The organism is Holdemania massiliensis AP2 (assembly GCF_000327285.1).
Taxonomy (GTDB): domain Bacteria; phylum Bacillota_I; class Bacilli_A; order Erysipelotrichales; family Erysipelotrichaceae; genus Holdemania; species Holdemania massiliensis.
The window spans coordinates 1,245,704-1,262,249 of record NZ_HE998567.1 but is presented as its reverse complement, the minus strand read 5'-3'; the positions used below and the strand labels follow the sequence as shown (position 1 = coordinate 1,262,249).

The window sequence follows — 16,546 nt, the reverse complement described above, 5'->3', positions numbered from 1 at the left end:
GAGCTTTAGACGCTTTTAAATCGGAGACAGATATGAAATATAAAATAGCAGTTGTTGATTTAGATCAAACTTTGCTTCATGAGGATAAAACACTTTCTGAGAGAACAGTTCAAGCTCTATCCAGGTTTGCTCAAAAAGGAAAGGTTATTGTCGCCACAGGTAGAGCCTATTCGCGTAGTATTGAATATGTTCGTAAGCTAAATGCACAAGGATTAATTGCCCTGAACGGTGCAGTTGTTTATGATCAGGAACAAATTGTTGCCAAAAAGGAAATCAATGCTGAAAAGACGAAAACGATGATCGAAGCTCTGCTTAAAGCTGATCAAAGCGATGTTTTAGTTATATATCCTGATATTAACTATGGTACAATTTCTGATTTTATAGCTAGTGGATGGTGTAAGAAGCTGGATATGAATAAGTTTAACCCGTTAGAAATTCAGAAAATATTCTGGTTTACACCCTGCCATGAATATTTTGATCAATTTAATGTCAGTCAATATGGTTGCCGTATGATTGTCGATAAGGAAAATCCTGATTGCAGAATCATCATGAATGAAAAAGTGAATAAATTAGAAGGCTTAAAAATATTGTGTAGACGCTGGAACGTGAGTCTTGATGAGATTGTCGCTTTTGGAGATGATATGAACGACTTAGAGTTATTTCAGGAGTGTGGTTGGAGTGTAGCGGTTAGCAATGCCTTGCCAATGATAAAAGAAGCTGCGAAAGAAGTGTGTGCCAGCAATGAAGAAGAGGGTGTGGCACAGTGGATGGAAACCCATGCTGAATAAGAAAAGCCGAATTGATCTCCATCTCCATTCCTGTGTTTCGGATGGTGTTAGAACACCGCAGGAAATAGTTAATGTTGCTTTGGCCAATAAGATTGATTTTATGGCTTTAACGGATCATGATACGATCCGTAATACGATAGCATTCAGCGAAGCTGCTCACGAAGCAGGCATAGCTGTACTTCATGGTATTGAGGTCAGTGCTCTCTTTCATTCGCAGGTGATTCACATACTTGGATATGGAATAAATCCAGATTTGCCCGTATTGCGAAATTATCAGAATCATTATCAAGAATCTGAAAATCAACAAGCACTGAGAACGATTGCAAACTACCGTAAAAAAGGAGCGCATGTTTGCGAAGCAGAGTATGAACAATACACCTATGACTATCGACGTGGAAGCTGGAAATTGTTTGCTTACCTTCAAGATCAGAAAATCATTTCTACCATGCAGGACTATCAGTCAGAATTAGCGAAAGGACATATTCTTAGATCTGATATCTTGTCAGCAGAAGCTGTGATTGAAATGATTCATCAAGCGCAGGGAGCGGCGGTGATTGCTCATATTTTTGATTATTCAAATCTAAATCCTGAATTGATGTTAAAAACACTCACCAGTCAGGGATTGGATGGAATCGAATGTTATCATGCGCATCACAGACCAGAACAATCTCAATGGCTTGCGAATTATGCAAACTTGCATCATTTGTGGATCACAGGTGGTTCAGATGATCATGGTCATCTTTCTGATCGGACAATGGGGACGCCGAGGATCACTCTGGATCAATTAAATTTGGGTCCGTTAATGAATAAGATTCAATACTAATAACTTAAATACTCTGACATTTTTGTAAAACAAGCAAGCCTGCCGATGAAGTCAAATAATCTAACAAGAAACAGATGGTTTTTGAGTGAAGTTCACTAAACCCTCTGTTTTTTTGTTGATCATTAGGGAGTAAACAAGGATATCCTGACTTGAGTCCAAAAGATGAAATTGAGATTTTAATTCACGTTCTTCCAATGTTCTATAAGAAATCAGAAGGCGCAGAAACTCCTATTTTCTGCAGCTGCGATTGGGCTGTTTTGAAGTCTTGAATCAGACTGTTTTCTAAAAGCTGGGCAAATAGACTGGAATCGAAATGCTGCAAAGCCTCAGTGAGGGCTCTTGCCTGCATTTGTGCCTCCGTGCTTTCATTTCTCTTGGGAATGCGCAGCGGGTAACCCCAAAGAAACTGCTGAAAGAGCTGAGCGTAAAGCGTGCGAATCGCGGGGGAGTGAGCCTCTTCTGCCAGAATGCCAATAACCCCATAAATCCCCAAACCATAACGCTGCTGCGCATATAAGCGCTCAAGCAGCTCAAGCAGCTGGTTTCGCTGCGCTCCCGTCATGGCCAGCAGTGTTTGTTCCACAACCGCGCGGCAGGAACAGGCGCATACATGCAGACTTTCAATAAAGTCGGTTAATCGCCGGCGATAGATGGGCTGAGAAAAATCACAATGGGCGGCAATCTGTTCAAAAGCCAGCACTTGTGTTCCTTTTCCATTGATGGATTCGACAACCCCAATATCATTTAATAAATCTAAAGCCCGCCGCACGGTGCTGACTGACAATTGATTTTCAGCAGCCAATGCCGCAAGGGAAGGTAAAAATTCACCGCTTTTGCGCTGTCCGCGATTAATCTGCTTGATCAAAGTCACCGCTAATGAATAACGCTTTTGATCACTCTTATGATAGAGTTCCTAGGCAAACTGGATTTCCTGAACCGTAGAGTCGGGGCGGATTGATTCATGATAATACTTTCGCAGGGCATTGAGCAGCCAAAGATGAGAGCTTTCGATTAAATTTTGTACAGTCTGCCATTGACCGCTTAAGCTGGCCTCGAGAAGCATGATCTGCTGCGCCTGTTGTTCCTCCAGCATTTTTCGATCCTGAAAAACACTGAAAAAAGGAATGTGAACAAGAATGAATATGCGCCAGATCAATCTTGTCAGCAGTTGGTTTTCTGACTGCCGATACAAACTGAGAAAGAATTTCAGCGAACGATAGGTCGGCGGAATCTGGGAATCCAATTGTATTGCTTTGAGCTGATCCAGTGCCTGAGGCGAAGCTTTTTTCAAACTCAGCAGCTCCATCTTGCCGAACAAAGCCGGCATGGAGGCGGCAAGATCCAGCAGCATAGTTCGTCGACTTTCAAAATATTCCTGAATGTTCTGCTGGATCTGATTCTCAGCGCAGCCGGCGGACAAATGTGCCCCTGCTTTTTTGGATAAGGTAATGACCTGTTCCACTTTCAGTCGGCCATAAGCGGCCCGAACAGTTTCTGGAGCAACGCAGAGATAATCGCTCATCTGCTTAATATAAGGAAGCGGATCATGCTGACGGTAGACACCCAATTTGATCTGCGTGATCAGCAGGGTATAGATCAAATTCTGCATATCGTTTTTCTCCTGCATGATCTTTACCTCCCCGTCGTATTTGTTTGATCAATTTTAGCATTTTTTATTGGATGCTTCCAGTTTTGAACCGCTTTTTACTCAATGAGAGTTAATCTTTTTTTCATTTTATGATATGCTATAATAAATTTATATGTGAACAAGGATTGTCTGTCTGAAATTGTATTCAGAAATGAAAACCCCAATTCGATAAATCTGAATCCGAGGAGGCAATCAGGATGAAAACAACAGTGCTGCAGCAGGAAGAACAAGGTCAAACACAGAAGTCTAAAGGGATGTCTGTGACCGCTCCTCGTGATGAACATCAGGATGCAATCGCCAATTTTGAATGGCTGATGTCCGAATATACCGGAAATATATACATCAGTGACATGGAAACCTACGAGCTTTTATTTGTGAACAAGCATGCCTGCGAAACGCTGCAGGGAAAAGCTGAGGAATTCGTCGGCAGGAAATGTTATGAAGTGATTCAGGGACGGAATACTCCTTGTCCTTTCTGTACTAACTCGCTGCTGAAACGCGATGAGGCTTACGAATGGGAATTTGATAATCCCAATCTGAAAAAAAGGTTTATGATCAAAAATAAGATCATTGACTGGCAAGGCCGTCAGGCTCGGATTGAACTATCGCATGATATGGTCAGTACGGAATACAAGCTGGCCAAAAAGGATCGGGAACGTGATGCGATTATCCGGACTATTCCTGGTGGGTTTGCGCGTGTTGATGCACGGGATATGTCCACGATATTATGGTATGGCGGCGGATTTCTGGATTTGATCGGCTATACAAAAGAACAGTTTGAGGATGAGCTTCACAGTCAATGTACCTATGTTCATCCAGATGATCTTGCCCGGGCGGTCAAAGTGATGCAGAACGCCCAATCCAGCAGTAAGGATACCGTGACTGAATGCCGGGTTGTGACCTTCCAAGGGGTAATCAAAATCTTGACTATGACCTTCAGTTATGTCAGCGGAAAAGACAGCTGGGATGGGATTCCTTCCTTTTACAGTGTCGGCATCGATGTGACGCGGGATAGGATTGAACAGTCGCGGCAGCGCAAAGCTCTGGAAGAGGCATACGAAACGTCAAAGCTTGCCAGCGAAGCCAAATCTAATTTTTTGTCCTCGATGTCGCATGATATTCGAACGCCGATGAATGCAATTATCGGCATGGCTACGATCGCGCAGGCCAATCTTGCCTATCCTGAAAAAATTGATAATTGTCTTACGAAAATCCAGCTGTCCAGCCGGCATCTGCTCAACCTGATCAACGAAGTGCTGGACATGTCAAAGATTGAAAGCGGGAAAATTGATCTGGCGATGGAAAATGTTGACTTGTCGGAATTGGTTCAGAATGTCTATGAAATGAGTAAGCCTTTAGCTGCGGAAAAAAATCAGGAGTTTAAGATTTTTGTCGATCATGTCAGTCACGAAAAGGTCATAACGGATGGGGATCGGCTGCATCAGATCTTGATGAACTTGCTTTCCAATGCGATTAAATATACGCCGGAAGGCGGCCATATCCAATTCCAAATTCGTGAAACAAGGGCGTACAAGCAAGCCAAAGGCTACTATGAATTCATCTTTACTGATGATGGAATAGGTATCAGTGAGCAATTTCTGCCGCGCTTGTTTGAGCCGTTTTCCCGTGAACAAGATTCACGGATTAATAAAATTCAGGGAACAGGACTGGGTTTGGCAATCACGGACAATATTGTGCGGATGATGAACGGAACCATCGAAGTCCACAGTCAGCTGAATCAGGGCAGTCAATTTATCGTTACCATTCCGCTTGAGGTCGTGCAGGAGGAAGAAGAAAAGGCAGAGGAGTTGATTGGCTGTTCCGTCTTAGTGGCGGATGATGATGAGATTGTGTGTGAAAACGCTGTGCTGCTGTTAGGTGAATTGGGTATCATCGGCAAATCTGCCTCCAGCGGCTATGAGGCTGTCCAACAAATTCAGGCGGCGCATGAAAAGGGACAGAATTTCTTCGCGGTGATCCTTGACTGGAAGATGCCGGGCATGGAAGGCTTGGAAACTGTTCGGATCATCCGCAATCAGCTCTGGGATAAAATACCGATCATTGTCATCTCCGCTTACGATTTCAGCGAAATTGAAGAAGATATGATTAAGGCCGGAGTGGATGCCTTTATTTCCAAACCTCTGTTCAAATCAAAGATTCTGCATGTCCTGGAGCTTTTCTGCACTGCGAAGATACCCAAGGCAGCGGAAACCGGACTGGAATTGAAAGCACCGGATCTGTGCGGCCGGCGAATTCTACTGGCGGAAGATAATGAATTGAATCGTGAAATTGCGGTTGAATTGTTGTCCATGCATGGCCTATTGGTGGACACCGCAGAAAATGGCGCAGAAGCTGTGCAATGTTTTGAAGCATCGGCGCCGGGGTACTACACGGCAGTTCTGATGGATATTCAAATGCCGGTCATGGATGGCTATCAAGCCGCAGCCGCGATACGGCAGTTGCCGCGTCAGGATGCAAAAACTCTGCCGATTATCGCGCTGTCAGCCAATGTCTTTGTGACCGACGTCAAGTCAGCCCAGGCGGCAGGCATGAATGATCACATTGCCAAACCGATTGATATCGATGGTTTAATCGCCATCCTGCGTCAGTATATCTGAAGTGTTTTGACGGCACTGTTTTCATTTATTAAGATATAGCTCAGAAACCATGTTTCTGCCTGTGTTATTTTCGTGTGAGAATTGCAGAAGCGGAAAGACGGATGGAATAAATAGCATTGCAACGTGGGAAAAATATGGAAATTCCGCATTTTGTAGAGAAATCCTTGCATTTTATGATCAGGTATGGTTTACTATTCCTGGTCTTTTTATCAAGAATGAGGGAGAGAGTCAGCTCGACGAACTCATACCAACCTGCCTTGGGCAAGGTGGTAATGCTGGCAGCGATAAGAAAGCAGGACGATGAACAATGAAGCCTTCTTTCGGGAGGCTTTTCTTATGTGTCATATCTGCCTTGATAAAAAAGACAAGGAGGATAATTTATGAAGAAATTTTTTACCAGTGAATCAGTCACCAGCGGACACCCGGACAAAATCTGTGATGCCATTTCCGATGCGATTTTGGATGAGGCACTCCGTCAAGATCCAGCCAGCAAGATGGCAGTCGAAACAACGATCAAAGACAACCTGATTTTTATCTATGGCGAAGCCAATACCAAGGCCGACCTGCCATTTGAAAAAATCGCGAAGAACAAAATCCGTGAGATCGGCTATACGGAAGAATTTGAAGTGGTCACCAAGGTTTCCAAGCAGTCGGCAGAAATCTATGAGGCTGTGATGCACGATGAAGCTGAAATGGGGGCCGGGGATCAGGGGATCATGTTCGGCTATGCCTGCAATGAAACAGAAAACTACATGCCGATGCCGATCGCTTTGGCGCATCGTCTTGCGGAACGGTTAGAACAAGTTCGCAAGCAGGAAGCTCATTCCATTTTAAAACCGGATGGCAAAACGCAGGTCACCGTGGAGTATGTAGACAACAAGCCGGTTCGTCTGGATACCATCGTCGTTTCGACGCAGCATGCTGCCGAGGCATCACAGGAAGAAATCCGTGCCAAGATAATCAATGAAGTGATCCATCCCGTCATCGATGCCCGCTTGATCGACAAGGATACGAAAATTCTCGTGAATCCAAGCGGATCCTTCGTTGTCGGCGGACCGTTTGGCGACAGCGGAACCACGGGCCGGAAGATCGTTGTCGATACTTATGGCGGAATGGGCCGGATCGGCGGCGGCTGCTTCAGCTCAAAGGATCCAAGCAAGGTTGACCGCAGCGCTGCGTACTACTGTCGTTTTGTCGCAAAAAACATTGTTGCCGCAGGATTGGCAGATCGGGCTGAAATTGAAGTGTCCTATGCGATCGGCAAGAGCGAACCGATTTCCATTTATGTGGAAACCTTCGGGACCGGCAAGGTCAGCGATGAGGAAATTCTGGAAATTATCCGCACGAATTTCGATTTCCGAGTTTCCAGCATTATCCGTCAGTTGGATCTGAAAAAGCCGATTTACAGCCGTTATTCCGCTTACGGTCACTTTGGCCGCAGCGACTGTGCGTGGGAAAAGATCATTGAGTTAAAGCGCTGATCAGCGCTTTTTCTTTGTGCCAAAGGCAGACAAAAAATAAAAATTCAAGTACAATAAGGACAGTTGCAATAGAAACTCAAAAAACGGAGGATTCAGCGAATTCCGCGGTTTTTCTTAACCAGACTCCCATAGAAGAAAAGTAAAAAGAGAAGAAAAGCGCGCGAAGCTTAAAAAAGCATAAGCGAAGCGGACAGAAGATATCCGCGAATAAGCGGCCAAGGAGGAAGAAGATGAATGATTTTTTACCTGTAACCCATAAAGAAATGGAACAGCGCGGCTGGACACAGCCCGATTTTGTATATGTCAGCGGTGATGCCTATGTAGATCATCCTTCCTTCGGTCCGGCGATTATTACCCGCATGCTGGAAGCCTATGGCTACAAGGTCTGCATGATTGCGCAGCCGGACTGGACCCGGAATGAACCGTTTATGGAATTTGGTGAACCGCGGCTGGGATTTTTGGTGTCTTCCGGCAACATCGATTCCATGGTGAATCATTATTCCGTTTCCAGGCGCCGCCGGGATAAGGATAATTACACGGACAATGGAGAAATGGGCAAGCGTCCGGATCGGGCCACAATTGTCTATGCTCAGAAAATCAAACAGCTTTACCCGCATACGCCGGTCATTCTGGGCGGGATTGAAGCTTCACTGCGGCGTTTGGCCCATTACGATTATTGGGATGACAAGGTTCGCCGATCGATCCTGCTGGATTCCGGAGCCGACCTTTTGTTGTACGGCATGGGTGAAAATTCAATTATTGAGCTGGCTGAGGCGCTGGACGGCGGACTGGCCATTCAGGATATTATCTGGATTAAGGGATCTGTCTATAAATGCAAATCCATCGATCATTTGTTTGAATACAAAAGGCTGCCGTCCTTTGAGGAAGTGGCTCAGGATAAACGGAAATATGCTGAAAGCTTCCGCCTTCAGCATCTCAACATTGATGCGATCAAGGCTTCGATTCTGGTCGAACCGTATTCCGGCTGGTATGTCGTTGCGAATACTCCAGCTCTCCCCTTGACTCAGGAACAGATGGATTTTACTTATTCTCTTCCGTATCAACGCACCTTTCATCCGATGTATCATCACATTCCGGCGATTGATGAAGTCCGCTTTTCGATCATTTCCAACCGCGGCTGTTTCGGCAGCTGCGCCTTCTGCGCGCTGACCAATCATCAGGGCCGGGTAATCTCGTCGCGAAGCAAACAATCGATTGTAGAAGAAGCGATCAAAATTACGCAGGATCCTGATTTCAAAGGCTATATTCATGATGTCGGCGGTCCGACTGCGAATTTTTATCACCCTTCCTGCAAAGATCAGCTGCGCCGGGGAACCTGTCCCACAAAGGAATGCCTGCATCCCAAGCCATGCCGAAACCTGGAGGTAACGCATCAGGATTATCTGAGCATTCTGCGTGAACTGCGGGTGCTGCCGGGGGTAAAAAAAGTGTTTGTCCGTTCCGGAGTCCGCTACGATTATTTGATGTATGATAAAGATGACACTTTTTTTAGGGAATTGGTGCAGTATCACATCTCCGGACAGCTGAAAGTGGCGCCGGAGCATGTCAGCGACAAGGTTTTAGATACGATGGGGAAATGCAATCATACCTTATATGAGAAATTCCGGGAAAAATATCTGGTACTCAATCAGGAATATGGAAAAAATCAGTTCCTGGTCCCTTATCTGATGAGTTCGCATCCTGGCTGTGATTTGGATGATGCGATCGAACTGGCCTGTTATCTGAAGTCGATCAATCATGTTCCTGAACAAGTTCAGGATTTCTATCCGACGCCGGCTACAATCTCGACGACGATGTATTGGACGGGGCTGGATCCGATGACGATGAAACCGGTCTATGTTGCCCGCGATCCTCATGAAAAGCAGCTGCAGCGGGCCTTAATGCAGTTCAATGCGCCGCACAATTACAAGCTTGTGCAGGAGGCGCTGACTCAGGCCGGCCGAACGGATTTGATCGGTTATGGCCGTCATTGTCTGATTCCGCCTGTGCCATGGGGAAAAAATGAAAAAAGCCGATCCTATGCGCAGGGTAACGGATCAACTAGGAAAAATCAGAAGCCGAGAAAAAATCAAACCGAAGGCCGAAAGGCAGAAGCGGATCCGACAAAGAAAAAAGCCGCGGTCGGCAGGGCGGAGAAAAAACAGAATCCGCGTGATCAGCGGTCCGTTTCAGACGGATCGTCATCCTCTTCAACCTCTCGTTTTAAGCCGAAACGCAGGGGCTGATCTGTACGCTTAGAAAAAATAAAGGTTAGTTAAAAAAACGCTGTCAAGGAAACACTGTGAATTGCGGCGTTTTTTTACTTGATGCAGCCTCGTGTTCGTTCAAAATATGAAGCTTAAGGCTAATCGTCAAGAAGCGGTTTACTGAGACGGAGATGTCTTTTATGCCCATTTTATCCCCATTTCGATCTTGTTTGGCAAGGTTCGTTGAGTTCGCCTTCAATGATGAAATTATTATCACAAAATATTAATCGATCTATGAATAAAAAAGCCATCTTTGAAGGGTGGAATTGTTGAATTCAATTTTCAAAGGGGATATAATAAGAACATCAAGGGAGGACTAAAAGATGATTATTCAAAGTAAGCAAGTTTGGGTTTCCAGTACGTTCATTGAAGCGCAGCTGGAGATCGAAGACGCGAAGATCACAGGAATTTACCCATACGGAACCAAGCCGGTCGATAAGGATTACGGCGAAGATCGAATCCTGCCGGGCATGATTGATATCCATTGCCACGGCGGTTTGGGTTTTGATACCAACGATGCCAATCATGAAGGACTGCGCAACTGGGCTAAAGGACTGACCCAGGAAGGCATTACCGGCTTTCTGCCGACAACGGTAACGCAGAGTGAAGAAGTTCTGACGAAAGCTTTGATCAATGTGACGGAAGTCGTTGACGAAGGCTATGAAGGTGCGGAGATCCTCGGCATTCATTTTGAAGGTCCGTATTTAAACGCAAAAAATAAAGGCGCGCAGCCGGAACAGTTTATCGTGACTCCGGATGTAGAACAGTTCAAGAAATATCAGGAAGCCGCGAAGGGCATGATTAAAGTTATGACGCTGGCGACGGAAATGGATCCGGACTGGGCTTTGACCCGCTACGCTTCCAGCCATGGCGTCTGTGTTTCCATCGGTCACTCCGGTGCGACCTATGAAGATGCGCTGATGGGGATTGCCAACGGTGCCAATTCGATGACGCACGTCTTCAATGGCATGAACGGTCTGCATCACCGGACCCCGAATCTGGTCGGCGCTGCCATGCGCTGCCGCGATACGTACGGTGAAATTATCTGTGACGGCAACCATGTCAACTGGGCAGCGGTGAATGCTTATGTTACGGCTAAAGGCCGCGATTATGCGGTCATGATTGACGATGCACTGTGTGCGAAAGGCTGCGAACCAGGCTATTATGAACTGGGCGGCAATCAGATTGATATCCGTGAAAACGGCTCCGCTTATCTGCATGGCACCGACACGCTGGCCGGCGGCACTTTGAAGTTCAACCGCGGTCTGCAGAATCTGGTAGAAAAGGCATTGCTGCCGTTTGACTGGGCAGTCAATATGGTTTCCCTGAATCCGGCTCGGCTGTTGAAGATGGACGACCGCAAGGGCAAGATCATGGCTGGCTATGATGCCGATCTGGTTGTTCTGAATCGGGATTACGATGTCGTTCAGACATACTGCCTCGGAAAAGAAATGCTGTAAAAACCTGAACTTTTCAGGTTTTTCTTTGTAGTTGGATGTTTAAGGCAAGAGAAAAAGCGACCCTCTCTGTAAAAAAGACCAAACATGAACAGCTTTTCCGGCGTGGTATAAGATTAAACGCTGTTTTCGCAAGGAACTAGTGAAAGAGCCCGCAGGCTGATCGCGGAAAGCTGTATCTCCAACATGATTCAAACAGGAATGAGAGACCCAAGGAAAAGAGGGAATAAGGATGAGAATTCAAAGTACACGTGTCTGGCTGAACGAACAATTCGTGCCGGCACAGCTTGTTTTTGACAACGGAAAAATCACAGCGATCGAAACTTACAACGCTCAAAAAGCCGACGTGGATTACGGCGATAAGCGGATTCTGCCGGGCTTGATTGATATTCACTGCCATGGCTACAATGGTCTGGACTGCAATTATGCGACCCGCGAAGGACTGATCGACTGGATTGAATATCTGCCGAAGGATGGCGTCACCAGCTTTTTAGCGACCACCTCAACCGCGCCGGAAAGCAACTTGTTGGAATCCTATGCGCTGATCAGTCAGATCATCGACGAGAATCACCGCGGTTCTAAAATTCTGGGCATTCATGTCGAAGGTCCGCAGATCTCCCATGAATTCAAAGGGGCGCACAATCCCTATTTAATTCAGAAACCGAATGTTGAACAATTCCAGCGTTATCAGAAAGCTGCGGATGGCAAAATCAAGATGATCTGCATCGCACCGGAAAAAGATGATGATCATGCGCTGATCCGCTACTGTGTTTCGCAGGGCGTGAAAGTGGCCATGGGACATACCGGGGCTAAATTTGATGAATGTGCCGCTGCGATTGAGGATGGGGCGGACAGCTTTACGCATACGTTTAACGGAATGCTGGGACTGCATCATCGGGAGCCGGGAACTGCCGGGGCCGCCATGTATTTCGAGGATATCTATGCGGAATTGATCGCGGATGGAGTGCATGTTCATCCAGCCGTAGCGCGTGTGCTGGGCCAGGCCAAAGGCAAGGACAGACTGATCTGCGTCACGGATTCCGTATCGATCAAAGGTTTAAAGCCAGGCTTCTATCACATGAAGGGCCGAGATGTGACGGTCGGTGAAGATGGCTGCGGACGGCTGCCTAACGGCAAGCTGGCGGGCAGCTCTAACCGGATGAACATCTTAGTCGGCAACCTGATTGAAATGATGAAGCTGCCGCTGGCCACGGCGATCAATGCGGCGACAATCAATCCCGCACGGCGAATGGGCTTTGTCGGCAAAGGCCTGATCGAAACCGGTTATGACGCTGATTTATGCGTCTTAAATGAAGATTACAGCGTAGCCCAAACATGGGTGCTGGGCGAGGCCATGCTGCATGAGTAAAGCCCGTGCCGTCTTTTTCGACATTGATCACACGCTATTCTCCCACACGCTTCACGATGTTCCAGCCTCTGCCTACACGGCTTTGGAAAAGCTGAAGGAAAATGGCAGTCAGATTGCGTTATGCACCAGCCGGGCGGTGGAGGAACTGGTCAACCTGCCGCAGAAGCTGCGGGATATGCTGGACGGCATCGTCTGCGCCCAAGGCGGCGTGATCATCGACCATGGGCAGATCATCGCCGCCAAAATCATCGATGAAGGCGATGCTGAACGGGTGATCGATTACTGTCGGCGCAATGAATTGGTCATTCGCTACAGCGGTGTTCACGGCGAGAACAGTCATGATCAGCATTACAAGCAGGAAATCAGCGATCTGTTTTATTTTCTGTATAAGATGCGTCCCGGTCAGACGCTGTGGAAACACCAGCCCTTAGTCAATATTATCTTTTATACCAAGGATGCCGTACATGTTGAAGCGATCCGCGCACTGTTGGAACATTCGCATCTGATGGTCATGCATTTTGCCAACGAAGTCACGGCTGCTGATGCCAACAAGGCCAGCGGAATGCTGGAGCTGGCAGCTCACTGGGGCTTTGACGCAGCGCAGACGGTGGCGTTTGGCGATGGCTATAACGATGTGGAAATGATTCGCCGAGCCGGATTAGGCGTGGCGATGGGCAACGGCTGCGATGAAGCCAAGCAGGCGGCGGACTATGTGGCTGACGATGTTGACCGCGATGGAATTTATAAGACCTGTCTGCATTTTGGACTGATTGAGGAGGAAAATCATGCCGAGAATTGAAAATGAACTGGCCGTTGTTGAAGTTAAGACACAGGCAGCCGAAATCACCAGTTTTTACGACAAGGAAAAGAACATTGAACACATGTGGCAGGGCGATCCGCAGTTTTGGGCTGGCCGCAATCCGATCTTGTTTCCGATGGTCGGCAGTACCTGGACTAAGGACTATCAAATTGATGGAAAAACGTATAAAATGGGAAACCATGGGTTTGCTCGCCACAGTGAATTCACAGTGGAAAGTGTCAGCGACGACACGATCGTGCTGTCCTTAAGTGACAATGCGGAAACCCTTGCGCAGTATCCGTTTGCGTTCAAGCTGACGGTAACCTATCAACTGACGGGAAAACAGCTGACGATCACCTATCAGATTGAGAATCATTCGCCGCGGATGATGCCATTCTCATTTGGTCTGCATCCGGCCTTCAACTGTCCGATGCGTGCGGATGAACGTTTTGAGGATTACAAGCTTGTTTTTGCCTGCCCGGAAACTCAGACGACAACGCATGGCGACGCCTCGCTGTGCCTGAATGAAGAACGTGAAATTGCGCTGGATTATGCAACTTTCAAGAATATTCCGACACTTTTGTTTGAACATCTGCGTTCCCCGTACGTCACCTTGACCAATGGCAAGAACAGTGTTAAGGTCAGCATTGCGGGCTATCGCTGGGTGGCTTTCTGGACGAAGCAGAACGCTCCGTATCTGTGCATTGAACCGTGGCACGGGCATGGCGATTTTGAAGAAGTACGGGTTCCGTTTGAGGAGCGCGAAGGCACGATTCAATTAAAGGAAAACGGCAGCTTTACGACTTCATACACGATTGAAATCGGGTAATTTTAATTCGTTAACAAGTGCGCTGAGCGTTGAGTTTACCACGCTTTCGTGCTATTGTTATAGATGAAAAAGGGAGGAATTCAAATGTTCAAAATTATTGTGACCGAAAACTATGACGAACTGAGCGAAAAAGCTTTTGAAGTCATGAAAGAGGTCATCACATCCAAGTCCAATCCGGTTCTGGGTCTGGCGACAGGCTCCAGTCCGATCGGTCTGTACCAGAATATGATCAAGGATCATCAGGAAAACGGAACGTCTTATCAGAATGTCGTCACCTTCAACCTGGATGAATACATCGGCCTGAAGCGGGATCACAGCCAGACATACTGGACGTTCATGCATGAGAACCTGTTTAACGGCCTGGACATTCCGGAAGAGAATGTACACGTTCCAGTTGGCGACAGCGCTGACATTCAGGCTGAATGCGAAAAGTATGAAGAAGCGATGAAGAACTTTGAGGTCGATATCCAGCTGTTAGGCATCGGCGCTAACGGACATATCGGTTTCAATGAGCCGGGAACTTCCTTTGATACGCTGACGCATACCGTCGTATTGAAGGAAAAGACACGTCAGGACAACGCTCGTTTCTTCGATCCGTTAGGAGAAGAAGTTCCAACGGAAGCGATTACGATGGGCATCGCAACGATCATGAAAGCCAAGAAGATCCTGTTGGTTGCCAATGGCAAAAACAAGGCTGACGCAGTGTATGCCATGATCAAAGGCCCAGTGACGGAAGACTGCCCGGCGAGCGTTCTGCAGAACCATCCGGATGTCACCGTCATCGTTGACCGCGGCGCGGCAAGCAAGCTGTAAGCCGTTCAGTTAAAAATAAGCTTATTTCAAAACAGCCTGCGGGCTGTTTTGTTTTGGCTGAGTTGTTTTGTGTGAATAGAAATCGACGGCGTTTTATTCCTGTTTAAACGTGTTTGCTTCTCAGTACAATTGATTTTTCGGCCTGGTTTATTTGCTGAGCATTTCAGTATGCAAAGGAAAAAACTGTGATATACTTAGATTACTGAACAGGAGGAATACGTTGATGAAAATTGTAAATACACAGGAATTTGATGAAATTACAGCGAAGGGCGGATTGGTGCTCGTGGACTTCTTTGCGGATTGGTGCGGACCCTGCAAAATGCTGGCGCCGGTTCTGGAAGAAGTGGCCGCGAAGTATGAAGGCAAGCTGGATATTGTGAAGGTGAATGTTGATCAGTCACAGGATCTGGCACAACGTTACGGCGTCATGTCGATTCCGACGCTGATCGCATTTAAAGAGGGCAAAGCGGTGAAGCAGAGCGTTGGCTTCCAGCCCAAGAACATGCTGGAAAACATGATCGACGGTTTGCTGTAAGAGTAAAAGTAAATTGACAAAACGAATCCTGACGGCTTGAATTCATGCGCGTCAGAGATAAACATGCTTACTTTTATCAAAAAAATTATGCGCTATGCGGCCGGGTACTGTTGTATCCGGCTTTTTTTGTTTTGACTGATTTTAAGGGAAAGGGATGAAGCCGTGGGATTAAGGGAAAGCTGTAGACAGCTCAGATTCAACCCTTGCTCAAAAGCAGGACTCCAGATTTTCCGCCTGCGGCGCACAGGTAAAAAAGATCAGGCTGAGGATCAAGGCCTGCGAATAGATGATCTTCTAACTCAATGCATGTTTGTTGCCTTAAAAAGAAATTTCGGTTTGGAAAAAACCGGACGACAAGAACAGATCGCCAGGAATAAATCGAAATTTTCCATTTGCCGTCAATGCAGTGTCTGCGGAAAGCGGCATCGGACATAAAAAAGTTTAATAACAGTAATCTTTTTGTTTAAAACTATTGAATTTTACATTCGCATATGTATAATAATATCTGTGTTTATTAAATGCTTCCGCAAAGTTTAGTGATGCTAAACTTGGAAGCGAAAAAGGAGGGGTTGGATGGATATCGGATATCGGATCAAACAGCTGCGGACAAAAAACAATCTGACGCTGGAGGAACTGGCCAGCCGCTGCGAATTGACCAAGGGCTTTCTTTCGCAGCTGGAACGGAATCTGACTTCTCCATCGATTGCCACACTGCAGGATATCGTGGAAGCTCTGGGAACGACATTGGCGAAGTTTTTCCAGGAGGAAACGGAGGAAAAACTGGTCTTTACTGACGATGACTACTTCGTTGACGAGCGTGAGGAATGCACAATTCACTGGATCGTGCCCAACGCGCAGAAAAACGAAATGGAGCCGATTCTGCTGGAGTTGCCAACACAGGGACAATCGCACGAAGTCGCTGTCCATGAAGGGGAGGAATTCGGCTATGTGCTGTCCGGGCGGATCAAGCTGGTCAATCTGGATACGGGGAAAGCGTATATCGTCAAAAAAGGGCAGACATTTTACGTCAAGGGATCGTTCAGTCATTGCCTGAAAAATGATTCGGCACAACCTGCCCGCGTGCTGTGGATCTGCACGCCGCCAATCTTTTAAGTCAAC

General features: G+C 46.8%; 14 protein-coding genes and 1 riboswitch. Of the genes, 12 read left to right on the top strand and 2 right to left on the bottom strand.

The window, feature by feature from the left end:
- Positions 1 to 32: 32 nt before the first annotated feature.
- Both BN162_RS17760 and BN162_RS05945 read left to right on the top strand, forming a co-directional pair.
- Positions 33 to 788 carry an HAD family hydrolase gene (locus BN162_RS17760; protein ID WP_020224171.1) on the top strand — a complete coding sequence of 252 codons (756 nt, stop codon included), beginning with the start codon at positions 33 to 35 and terminating at the stop codon, positions 786 to 788.
- The gene (locus BN162_RS05945) at positions 778 to 1,611 is read left to right on the top strand and encodes a PHP domain-containing protein (RefSeq protein WP_020224170.1); all 834 of its coding nucleotides are present in this window, start codon (positions 778 to 780) and stop codon (positions 1,609 to 1,611) included. The genes BN162_RS17760 and BN162_RS05945 overlap by 11 nt, the downstream gene beginning before the upstream one ends.
- A gap of 199 nt (positions 1,612 to 1,810) precedes the next feature.
- Here BN162_RS05945 and BN162_RS05940 read toward each other — a convergent pair whose 3' ends face one another.
- Together BN162_RS05940 and BN162_RS05935 are read right to left on the bottom strand one after the other, a co-directional pair.
- A complete protein-coding gene (locus BN162_RS05940; RefSeq protein WP_167539994.1) occupies positions 1,811 to 2,476 on the bottom strand; it encodes a GntR family transcriptional regulator in 666 nt (221 codons plus the stop codon).
- A 48-nt stretch (positions 2,477 to 2,524) separates the two neighbouring features.
- Positions 2,525 to 3,238: a GntR family transcriptional regulator gene (locus BN162_RS05935; protein WP_020224168.1), complete on the bottom strand. Its 714-nt coding sequence runs from the start codon at positions 3,236 to 3,238 to the stop codon at positions 2,525 to 2,527.
- A gap of 218 nt (positions 3,239 to 3,456) precedes the next feature.
- Between BN162_RS05935 and BN162_RS05930 the strand changes: the two genes are divergently transcribed.
- From BN162_RS05930 to BN162_RS05880, 10 genes are all read left to right on the top strand, one after another.
- Positions 3,457 to 5,877, top strand: a complete 2,421-nt coding sequence (locus BN162_RS05930; RefSeq protein ID WP_020224167.1) for a PAS domain-containing hybrid sensor histidine kinase/response regulator — start codon at positions 3,457 to 3,459, stop codon at positions 5,875 to 5,877.
- Positions 5,878 to 6,080: 203 nt separating this feature from the next.
- Positions 6,081 to 6,184: riboswitch (SAM riboswitch) on the top strand.
- Between the two features lie 73 nt (positions 6,185 to 6,257).
- A complete protein-coding gene (gene metK / locus BN162_RS05920) occupies positions 6,258 to 7,358 on the top strand; it encodes a methionine adenosyltransferase (protein WP_020224165.1) in 1,101 nt (366 codons plus the stop codon).
- Between the two features lie 230 nt (positions 7,359 to 7,588).
- The gene (locus BN162_RS05915) at positions 7,589 to 9,604 is read left to right on the top strand and encodes a YgiQ family radical SAM protein (protein WP_020224164.1); all 2,016 of its coding nucleotides are present in this window, start codon (positions 7,589 to 7,591) and stop codon (positions 9,602 to 9,604) included.
- 344 nt (positions 9,605 to 9,948) lie between these two features.
- Positions 9,949 to 11,085, top strand: coding sequence for an N-acetylglucosamine-6-phosphate deacetylase (gene nagA, locus BN162_RS05910; RefSeq protein ID WP_020224163.1), 1,137 nt, complete (start codon positions 9,949 to 9,951; stop codon positions 11,083 to 11,085).
- A 229-nt stretch (positions 11,086 to 11,314) separates the two neighbouring features.
- Positions 11,315 to 12,451 carry an N-acetylglucosamine-6-phosphate deacetylase gene (gene nagA / locus BN162_RS05905; protein WP_020224162.1) on the top strand — a complete coding sequence of 379 codons (1,137 nt, stop codon included), beginning with the start codon at positions 11,315 to 11,317 and terminating at the stop codon, positions 12,449 to 12,451.
- Positions 12,444 to 13,250: an HAD family hydrolase gene (locus tag BN162_RS05900; RefSeq protein ID WP_020224161.1), complete on the top strand. Its 807-nt coding sequence runs from the start codon at positions 12,444 to 12,446 to the stop codon at positions 13,248 to 13,250. The genes nagA (BN162_RS05905) and BN162_RS05900 overlap by 8 nt, the downstream gene beginning before the upstream one ends.
- A complete protein-coding gene (locus BN162_RS05895) occupies positions 13,237 to 14,079 on the top strand; it encodes an aldose 1-epimerase family protein (RefSeq protein ID WP_020224160.1) in 843 nt (280 codons plus the stop codon). The genes BN162_RS05900 and BN162_RS05895 overlap by 14 nt, the downstream gene beginning before the upstream one ends.
- Before the next feature lie 84 nt (positions 14,080 to 14,163).
- A complete protein-coding gene (gene nagB / locus BN162_RS05890; RefSeq protein ID WP_020224159.1) occupies positions 14,164 to 14,892 on the top strand; it encodes a glucosamine-6-phosphate deaminase in 729 nt (242 codons plus the stop codon).
- A 223-nt stretch (positions 14,893 to 15,115) separates the two neighbouring features.
- Positions 15,116 to 15,427, top strand: a complete 312-nt coding sequence (trxA, locus tag BN162_RS05885; RefSeq protein WP_020224158.1) for a thioredoxin — start codon at positions 15,116 to 15,118, stop codon at positions 15,425 to 15,427.
- A 573-nt stretch (positions 15,428 to 16,000) separates the two neighbouring features.
- Positions 16,001 to 16,540, top strand: coding sequence for a helix-turn-helix domain-containing protein (locus BN162_RS05880; protein WP_020224157.1), 540 nt, complete (start codon positions 16,001 to 16,003; stop codon positions 16,538 to 16,540).
- Positions 16,541 to 16,546: the final 6 nt, after the last annotated feature.